The sequence below is a fragment of the Elusimicrobiota bacterium genome, assembly GCA_016182905.1.
Lineage (GTDB): Bacteria > Elusimicrobiota > Elusimicrobia > UBA1565 > UBA9628 > GWA2-66-18.
In genome coordinates this window covers 53,124-62,175 of the sequence record JACPFR010000042.1, presented here as the reverse complement: position 1 = coordinate 62,175, position 9,052 = coordinate 53,124, and the positions used below count along the sequence as shown (strand labels likewise).

The 9,052-nt window shown below is 70.8% G+C and carries 8 protein-coding genes; all 8 read left to right on the top strand.

Going from position 1 to position 9,052, the window contains the following annotated elements:
• On the top strand, positions 1-157 hold a 157-nt coding region (locus HYV14_13435), incomplete at its 5' end, for a hypothetical protein (GenBank protein MBI2386989.1).
• Entirely contained in the window at positions 154-627 is a 474-nt protein-coding gene (gene mreD / locus HYV14_13430) for a rod shape-determining protein MreD (protein ID MBI2386988.1), read from the top strand. The genes HYV14_13435 and mreD, both read left to right, overlap by 4 nt.
• Positions 624-2,477 (top strand): penicillin-binding protein 2, encoded by a 1,854-nt coding sequence (gene mrdA, locus HYV14_13425; protein MBI2386987.1) that lies wholly within the window; start codon positions 624-626, stop codon positions 2,475-2,477. The genes mreD and mrdA overlap by 4 nt, the downstream gene beginning before the upstream one ends.
• The gene (gene rodA / locus HYV14_13420) at positions 2,477-3,829 is read left to right on the top strand and encodes a rod shape-determining protein RodA (protein MBI2386986.1); all 1,353 of its coding nucleotides are present in this window, start codon (positions 2,477-2,479) and stop codon (positions 3,827-3,829) included. Before mrdA ends, rodA begins: the two co-directional genes overlap by 1 nt.
• A 14-nt stretch (positions 3,830-3,843) precedes the next feature.
• Positions 3,844-6,096, top strand: a complete 2,253-nt coding sequence (locus HYV14_13415) for an Rne/Rng family ribonuclease (GenBank protein MBI2386985.1) — start codon at positions 3,844-3,846, stop codon at positions 6,094-6,096.
• The gene (locus HYV14_13410; protein ID MBI2386984.1) at positions 6,097-7,653 is read left to right on the top strand and encodes an N-acetylmuramoyl-L-alanine amidase; all 1,557 of its coding nucleotides are present in this window, start codon (positions 6,097-6,099) and stop codon (positions 7,651-7,653) included.
• Complete coding sequence (locus HYV14_13405; protein MBI2386983.1) at positions 7,650-8,456, top strand: glutamate racemase; 807 nt, start codon at positions 7,650-7,652, stop codon at positions 8,454-8,456. The genes HYV14_13410 and HYV14_13405 overlap by 4 nt, the downstream gene beginning before the upstream one ends.
• A complete protein-coding gene (locus HYV14_13400; protein ID MBI2386982.1) occupies positions 8,453-9,049 on the top strand; it encodes a hypothetical protein in 597 nt (198 codons plus the stop codon). Before HYV14_13405 ends, HYV14_13400 begins: the two co-directional genes overlap by 4 nt.
• Positions 9,050-9,052 lie beyond the last annotated feature (3 nt).

Sequence of the window (9,052 nt, the reverse complement as noted above, 5' to 3'; positions counted from 1 at the left end):
GGCGCCGGCCCCCGCGCCGGCGGCCGCGGCGGTCCCCGCGACGACGGCCCCTCGCCCCCGCCGCCGCAAGGCGCCCGCCGCCGCTCCCTCGGCCGCGCCGGCGCCTTCCGACGCCGATCAGGCCTTCGAGGTCGTCGATCCCGAGGACCCGCAATGATCGGCTTCGTGCGCGGGATCGCCGCGTTCATCGCCGCCATGTTCCTGCAATGGTGGTGGAACACCCACTTCGCCTACTGGGGCGCGGCGCCGCAGTTCCTGCTCGTGCTGACCATCCTCCTCGCCGCGCGCCGCGGGCCGGTCCTGGGCATGCTGGCGGGTTTCGGCTGGGGCCTGTATCTCGACGTCGCGCGCGCGGAGCTGTTCGGCGCGAGCGCCCTCATCCTCACTTTGGCCGCCTATTTCGTGGGGGTCGCCCGCCGCCAGATCGACTTGCGCGCCGCCGGTCCTCTCGCCGCGGTGACCTTCCTGTTCACCTGGGGCGGCTTCATCGGGCTCGGCCTGCTCGGCCTGGCCTTCACGAGGAGCTTCGAGTGGAGCGGCTGGATCGCCGTGCTCGCGACCCCGTTCCTGAACGTCGTCGCGGCGACCGTCGCCGCGCTGTTGTGGGACGCGAGGGACGACAGATGAGCCGCGGAGGGGCCGTGCCGCAGGAGCGGCTGGAGATCCTTTGGTACTGCATCGCGGCCGCCGGCCTCGTCCTCGGCCTGCGCCTGGCGCAGATGCAGCTCGTCCAGGCCGCCGAGTGGCGCCTGGCCGCGGAGCGCAACCGCTCGCAGATGATCCACCAGAACGCCCCGCGCGGCCGGATCTACGACCGCAACGGCGTGCCGGTGGCCACCAACGCGCCCGCTTTTTCCCTGATCTACCTGCCTCCCGGCAAGGATCAGCGGCATCAGGACCTCAAGCCGCTCGCGCAGGAGCTCGCGCGCCAGCTCGACCGGGACCCCGAGAAGCTTCTCGAGGACCTCGAGCAGGCGGTGCGCGAGGAAAGCGCCGTGCGCCTCGCCGAGAACCTTCCCACGCAGACGATGTTCCGGCTGTCCGAGCTGAAGACCATCTATCCCGGCGTCGTCCTCATCGTCGAGGCGCGGCGCTATTATCCGTTCGGGCGCTTCGCCAGCCACCTGCTCGGCTACATGGGCAAGATGAACCAAGCCGAATGGCGCAAGCGCAAGCCGATGGGCTATCGCGTGGACTCGCGCACCGGGCGCCTGGGCCTCGAGAACATCTTCGAGGACGAGCTGCGCGGCCGCGACGGCGGCCTGCGCATGGAGGTCGACGCGCAGGGGCGCCTCAAGCGCGTCATCGACAAGCTCCCGTTCGAGGCGGGCAGCAACGTCCACCTGACGATCGACGCGGCGGTCCAGCGCGCGGCGGACGAGGGCCTGCGCGCGACCTCGACGGGCCGCGGCGGCGCGGTCGCCATCGACCCGCGCAACGGCGACCTGCTCGCGATGAGCTCCCAGCCGGATTTCGACCCCAACGCCTTCCTCTCCACCGACCCCGGCGAGGTCCAGAGCACCGTCGCGGGCCTGAGCGAGTTCAACAACGCGATCTCCGGCGCCTATCCCCCGGGCTCGACGTTCAAGCCGATCGTGGGGCTCGCGGCGCTCAGCGAGGGGCGGGTCAAGCCCGACGACTCGGTGTTCTGCCCCGGGCATTTCGCGATCGGCGGGCGCACCTTCCTGTGCTGGGAGCATAAGGGCCACAAGCGCGTGTCCTGGCTCATGGGCCTGGCACTCTCCTGCGACGTCTATTTCTACACGACCGGCCTCAAGGTCGGCGGCGCGGCCATCGAGCGCTTCGCCCGCGACTTCGGCCTGGGCCAGATCACCAGCATCCCGCTCAAGTTCGAGAAGGGCGGCCATCTGTTCGGGCCGGAGACGCGCAAGAAGGCGGGGAAGAGCTGGTACGACGGCGACACGCTCAATCTCGCCATCGGGCAGGGCGAGCTGACGGTCACGCCGCTGCAGATGGCGATCGCCACCGCGGCCCTGGCCAGCCGCGGCAGCGTGTGGCGCCCGCGCTACATCCAGAAGATCGTGTACGCCGACGGCCGTCCCGATTCGCTGAAGAACCCCGAGCTTCGCCGCGTCGTCCCGGCCAGGAAAGAGGCCTGGGACGAGGTCCAGCGCGCCATGGAGGTGGTCGTCTCCTCCGGGACCGGCGGCGGGGCGCGCGTCCCCGGCCTGGTCGTGGCCGGCAAGACGGGCACCGCGCAGAACCCTCACGGCGAGGACCACGCCTGGTTCGTCGCCTACGCGGCCAAGCCCGGCGAGCCCGCCTCGATCGCGGTCGCCGTCCTCGTCGAGAACGGAGGTCACGGCGGCTCGACGGCCGCGCCCGTGGCGCGCAGGATGATCCTGGCCCACTTCGGGATCGAGGACCCGTCCGCGCCGCGCCGCGCCGCCCCGGCCGCGGCCCCGGTGCCGGCGCCCGTGCCGATGCCTCTTCCCGTGCCCGGGAGGACGCGCTGATGACGATGGCCCGCGCCGTGCGCGTGCAGTCCGGCCTGTCCGGCCGCGTCGATTGGACCTACATCGCGGCCGTGGCGGGGCTCATCATCGCCGGCACGCTGGCGATGCTGTCGGCCGCCAGCACGACGAGCTTCTACTCCTCGATCCTGCAGAAGCACTTCATCGCGCTGACCCTCGGCATCACCTTGTTCACGCTCACGCTCGCGTTCAACTACCAGGTGTTCCAGGACCAAAGCAAGTTCGTCTACGCGCTGGCAATCGTCATCGTCGCGGCGACCTTGATCCTGGGCAGGATCTCGCGCGGCCAGCGCTCCTGGATCCACCTGTTCGGCTTCAGCTTCCAGCCCGCGGAGATGGCGCGGACCTTGGTCATCCTGGCCCTCGCCGACTTCCTGGACCGGCGGGCGCGCAAGATCGGAGACCTCTCGACGATCCTGCTTGGCCTGGCCCTCTGCGGGCCCGTGATGGCCCTCGTGCTCAAGCAGCCCGACTTCTCGACGACCCTGACCTTCGTGCCCGCGATCTTCGGCATGATGTTCGCCGCCGGGGCGGACATGTTCCAGCTCGGCGCGATCTTCGGCTTCGGCGGCGTCGCGATCTCGGTGCCGCTGATCTACACGATCTGCCAGGTGCGCTATCCGCTCGCCTCGGCGACGACCTTGCCGGGCATGATCCTGGCCACCTCGCGCATGGGCTGGGCGACTTTGGCCGCGATCGGGATATTCTGCGCGATCGGCTTCCTGGCCTGGCGCGTGGCGAGCTGGATGCGCGTGCAGGTCAGGCCCGCGGCCTTCGCGGCGATCCCGATCCTGCTCTCGGCGGCCCTGCTCTCGGGCATCGTCGTGCACCGGCAGCTCAAGGGCTATCAGCGCAACCGCTTCGTCTCGTGGATCGCCCCGCAGAGCGACGTGCAGGGGGCGTCGTACAACGTCATCCAATCCCAGATCGCGCTCGGCTCGGGGGGGATGTGGGGCAAGGGCCTGTTCTCGGGGACCCAGTCCCAGCTCGGCTTCCTGCCTGAGCGGCACACGGATTTCGTCTTCGCCAACGTCGGCGAGGAGATGGGCTTCTGGGGCACGTCGCTGATCCTCGGTCTGTACATGATCCTTCTGTGGCGCATCGTGGCGGCCGCGCGGCAGGCGCGCGACCGCTACGGCTATCTGGTGTGCGCGGGCCTGGCCTCGACGATCGCGTTCCAGCTCGTTCTCAACGTCGGCATGTGCGTGGGCCTCATGCCCGTCGCCGGCGTGCCTTTGCCTCTCGTGTCTTACGGCGGCTCGAGCCTCCTCGTCACTCTGTGGACGCTCGGCATCGTCGCCAACATCTACGCGCGTCGGTACGCGCTGCTTTAATCTCCGGAGGACTTGTGTCCAACGACAACGATCAGATCCAGAAGAACGACGCGCCGGTCGAGACGCCGACCCGCGTCGAGCCGGTCCGCGTGCACGACGACTCGACTCCGGGAAGGGCGGAGGCTGCGCCTCCGCCCGCCGCCGTCGCCCCCATGCCGGCCATCGAGGCGCCGGCGCCGGCCGCGCCGACGCCTGCGCCCGCGCCTCAGGCCCCGTCCCGCGAGGACCTCTATCCTCGCGCCGACGGCCCCGTCGAGGCCGACCGCGACATCCCTCAGGCCTCCGACGCCTCCGGAGACTCGGACGACGAGGAGGAGGCCGAGGATGAGGGACCCGAGGTCTCCGTCGAGATCCCTCTGACGGGCGCCGGCTCCGCCGCCGCGCCGGCTCCGTCCGCCGAGGGCGGAGCGCCCGCGGCTCCGGCGAACCCCGGCCAGCCCGGCTCCGAGCCCCGCGAAGGCGGCCGCCGGCGCCGGCGCCGCCGCCGCGGCGGGCGAGGCGGCGACCGCGGCGGTCAGAATCCTCAGACCGGCCAGGCGGGCGCGGCTCCGCAGGCGCCGGGCGCCCCCGGACAGACGCCGTCCCCCGAGCGGCCTCCCCAGGAGCGGCGGGAGCCTCAACAGGGCGGCGGGCGCGACCGCCACGAGCGCCACGGCCAGGACCAGCGGCGCGATCAGGGACGCCGCGACCAGCAGGGACGGCGCGACGAGCGCCGGGACGGCGGACGCGGGCGCGGCGAAGGCCGCGGCGGCGACCGCCACCGCGACGAGCGGCGCGACGAGCGCCGCGACCGCGGCATGGAGCGCACCAACGCCGGCAAGAGCACGCGCGGCCCGGTCAAGCGCGAGGTGCTGGCGAACACCAGCTTCGAGGAGACCCGCATCGCGATCCTGGAGAACGGCCGCCTGGCCGAGCTCCACTGGGAGCGCAAGAGCTCCCAGAACATCGTCGGCAACATCTACAAGGGCACGGTCGAGAACGTGCTCCCCGGCATCTCGTCGGCTTTCGTCAACATCGGCTTCGAGAAGAACGCGTACCTCTACATCTCCGACGTGCTCGGCGACAAGAACGCGCCGATCGACCAGACGCTGAAGAAGGGCCAGACCGTCATGGTCCAGGTCGCCAAGGAGGCGATCAGCACCAAGGGGCCCAAGGTCACGATGGACGTGTCCCTGCCGGGACGGTACCTCGTGTTCACTCCCTACCAGGAGTACGTCGGCATCTCCAAGCACATCGCCGAGCCCGAGGAGCGCCAGCGCCTCGAGAAAATCGTCGACAAGCTCGTGAAGGCGCATCTCAACGGCAAGGGCGTCGTCGTGCGCACCGAGGCGGAGGGTGCTACCGAGGAGGAGCTCGAGCGCGAGGTGAAGTACCTCCAGAACCTCTGGGCCTCGGTCCAGAAGAAGCACGAGGAGCTGCCGTCTCCCTCCATCCTGCACAACGACCTGGGCCTCGCGATGCAGATCGCGCGCGACGTCCTGTCGGACCAGGTGTACGTGTACCTGCTCGACAGCAAGGAGTCGCAGAAGCAGGTCATCGACTTCGTCGACGGCTTCGCCCCGGAGCTCAAGGACCGCATCAAGCTCTACGAGGCCAAGACGCCGATCTTCAAGGCCTTCAACATCGAGAAGCAGATCGAGACGATCCGCGAGACGAAGGTGTCTTTGCCCAACGGCGGCTCGATCGTGATCCAGGAGGCGGAGTCGTTGTGCGCGATCGACGTCAACACCGGCCGCTTCACGGGCTCCAAGTCCCAGGAAGAGACCGTGACGGCGACCAACATCGAGGCCGCCACGCTCGTGGCCAACCAGATCCGCCTGCGCAACATCGGCGGCATCATCGTCGTCGACTTCATCGACATGCGCAAGGCGTCCAACCGCGCGAAGGTCATGGAGGCGTTCGCCGACGCGTGCCGGGGGGACCGGGCCAAGATCCGCATTTTGCCTATCACGAGGTTGGGCTTGATCGAGCTCACGCGCGAGCGCAAGCGCATGTCCACCGCCGCCCTGCTCACGACCGAGTGCCCGCAGTGCCGGGCGTCGGGACGGGTGCTCTCCGTCGAGACCCTCCGCATCAAGATCCAGCGCGAGATCTTCGAGATGACGGGAGGGCGCCCCGGCGGCTCGATCAAGGTCTCGCTGCATCCGTCGGTCGCGGACTCGTTCCGCTCCCAGCAGCCCATCATCGAGAAGAACGTCCAGCGCGCCGTGCGCATCCAGTCCGATGCGAACCTGATGTGGGAGGACTATCACATCGTCCTGGAATAGATGAAGAACCTCGTCCTCCTGACGGCGGCCCTCGCGATCCTCTCGGCCGCGCCCCTGCGGGCGCGCGCCGAGGAGATCGCCGTCGTCGTCTCCGGCAAGGCCCAGGAGGCCGCGGAGTCCTACCGGGCGGGGGGCAGGGCGTACATCGACGCCAAGCGCGTCGGGGCGCTGTACGGCGGCCAGGTCTATTGGTATCCCGTGTCCGGCCGCGTGCAGCTGAGCCTGCGCGGCCGCACTTTGCAGCTCGTGGTCGGCTCGGAGAAGGCCGCGGCCGGGGACCGGGAGCTAAAGCTGGGCGACCCCGTCATCGTCCGCGCCTCGCGCGCCTTCGTCCCCCTCTCGTTCCTGACGGGGCCGGAGTTCGCGTCGTGGAGCGGCCATCAGACCCGCTACGACGAGAGGACGAAGACCTTGCTCGTCGAGAAGACGGGGACGGTCGGCTCGCCGCGGGCGTTCTCGTACAAGGGGCACACCCGGATCACGCTCGAGCTGGCGCCCGGCGCCTCGTACCGCGCGGCCGCGCGCGGCACCGGCGGGGTCGACCTCGTCGTGGACTTCGGCGTCGCCGAGGGCGACGACAAGGGAAGCGTCGACGACGGGATCATCGAGTCCTACACGCTCAAGCAGGAGGCCAAGCTCGTGCGCTTGTCCGTCCGCTTCGCGGAGACCGGCCAGCGCTGGCGCGCCTCGGAGCTGTCCGATCCGCGCCGCGCGGTCCTCGACGTCTACGCCCCCGGGGCGTCCCTTCCCGAGGCGCCCGCCGCCGCGGCGGAGGAGGAGCCCCCGACGGAGACGCCGAAGGCCGCCGTCGCGGCTCCCGCGGCGAGGCCGTCCGCGAGGACCGGGACGCAGGCGCCGAAGGAGGCTCCCAAGCGGCGCCGCCTGATCGTCATCGATCCCGGCCACGGCGGCAAGGACCCCGGCGCCACGGGCGCGCGGGGCACGCGCGAGAAGGACGTGAACCTCGCCGCGGCCCTCGAGCTCTCCCGCGTCCTCAAGGAGCGCGGCGACTTCGACGTGCTGCTGACGCGCGAGGAGGACGTGTTCCTGCCGCTGTCGGAGCGCTCGGAGCTCGCCAACAGCCGCAGCGCGGACCTGTTCGTCTCGCTGCACTGCAACGCGGCCGGGAACAAGCGCGAGAGCGGCTTCGAGGTCTACTCGGTCTCCGAGACCGCGTCCGACCCCGCGGCCGAGGCCCTGGCGGCCTCCGAGAACGCCGTCCTCGAGCTCGAGGGCAAGAACCCCCAGGACGAGATGGCGAAGATGATCCTGCTGGCGATGACGAAGACCGAGATGATCAACGAGAGCGCGGCTTTCGCCGCGCTTGCCGATAGGACGATCGGCAAGCGCGTCGACATCGAGGCGCGCGGGGCCAAGCAGGCGGGCTTCTACGTCCTGCGCGGCACGCACGCGCCGGCCATACTCGTCGAGATGGCCTTCGTGAGCCACGCGAAGGACGAGGCGAAGCTGACCTCCCGCCGGTTCCGGCGCACGATGGCCGAGGGCGTGGCGGCGGGCGTCGCGGAATACGCGAAGCGTCAGGGGTGGCTCGAATGAGAAAAAAGTCCCCGATCGGCGTGTTCGACTCGGGCCTCGGCGGCCTGACAGTGTTCAAGGTCCTCGCCCGGCGCATGCCCGAGGAGTCCCTGATCTATTTCGGCGACACCGCGCACGTCCCCTACGGCTCGAAGTCCCCCGAGGCGATCGCGCGGTACTCCAGCGAGGTGGCCCGCTTCCTCGCCAAGCGCGGCATCAAGCTCCTGGTCGTCGCCTGCAACACCTCCTCGGCGTGGGCCCTGCCGGCGATCCGCCGGGCCGTGAAGGTCCCGGTCGTCGGCGTCATCGAGCCCGGCGCGCGCGGGGCGCTCGGCGTCTCGCGCGGCGGGCGCATCGGCGTCATCGGCACCGAGGCGACGGTCAAGTCCGGCGCCTACGAGAAGGCGATCCGGGCGCTCAAGAAGGGCGCGCGCACCGCGTCGGCCGCGTGCCCCCTGTTCGTGCCGCTCGTCGAGGAGGGCTGGTGGAGCGGGGACGTCGTCGAGTCCGTGGCCCGCAGGTACCTGGCCCCGCTGCGCAAGGCCCGCGTGGACGTCGTGATCCTCGGCTGCACGCATTACCCGTACCTCAAGCCGGTCCTGGCCCGGGCGCTCGGCTCGCGCGTGCGGCTCATCGACTCGGCGGAGGAGACCGCGCGCGAGACGGAGACGATCCTCTGCGACCTCGGCCTGCGCGCGCCCCGGGGCGGGCGCGGCCGCCGCGAGTTCTACGCGTCCGACGCGCCGAAGCGCTTCCAGCGCCTGGCCCGCCGCATGCTCGGGACGTCCGTCCCCAAGGTCGGCCTGCACCGGTTCGATTCATGAAAGACATGCTCGCTTTGACGGGTCTTGCCAAGGTCCGCATGGACGCGGGCTTCTCCCGCGTCGGGCGGAGGCTGTCCGCGTCCGACCCCGCCGACCGCGCCCTGATGATCATGGCCGCGCGCGCGATCGCCCAGGCGAACGCCGTCATGGCGCTCAGCGAGCGCGGGCTCGCCAACGAGGCCCTCCCGATCCTCCGCGGGATCGCGGAGATCTGCCTGATGATGCGCTGGGTCGCCGAGAAGGACTCGACCGCGCGCGCCGTCGCCTCGCTGGCCGAGCTGCAGGACCCGGACTGGGAGACCCACTGGCCGAGCGCGCGCCTGCGCGAGCGGGCCGAGGCGTACGCGGTGCCGGGCGAGGCCGTCGAGGCCGTGCTCGGCTCCGTCGTCGATTTCGCCCGCGGCTCGGCGCAGGGCCTGCCCTGGGGCCACGTGTTCTCCGATGCGACGCGGCCGGGGCGGCGCGCCGAGGAAGTGCTGCCCGCGGCGGCCGTGTTTTTGGGTCACGCGCTGAAAGCGCTCGACTCGCGATGGGCCGGGGAATTCCCCGGAGCCGAGGAGATGTGGACGGGCGCGAAGATTTCGAGAGGATAATAG

Bases quoted from the DNA above. Each gene is read 5' to 3' on its own strand.
- HYV14_13410 (MBI2386984.1), top strand. From the start codon at position 6,097: ATGAAGAACCTCGTCCTCCTGACGGCGGCCCTCGCGATCCTCTCGGCC.
- HYV14_13400 (MBI2386982.1), top strand. From the start codon at position 8,453: ATGAAAGACATGCTCGCTTTGACGGGTCTTGCCAAGGTCCGCATGGAC.
- rodA (MBI2386986.1), top strand. From the start codon at position 2,477: ATGACGATGGCCCGCGCCGTGCGCGTGCAGTCCGGCCTGTCCGGCCGC.
- HYV14_13405 (MBI2386983.1), top strand. From the start codon at position 7,650: ATGAGAAAAAAGTCCCCGATCGGCGTGTTCGACTCGGGCCTCGGCGGC.
- mreD (MBI2386988.1), top strand. From the start codon at position 154: ATGATCGGCTTCGTGCGCGGGATCGCCGCGTTCATCGCCGCCATGTTC.
- mrdA (MBI2386987.1), top strand. From the start codon at position 624: ATGAGCCGCGGAGGGGCCGTGCCGCAGGAGCGGCTGGAGATCCTTTGG.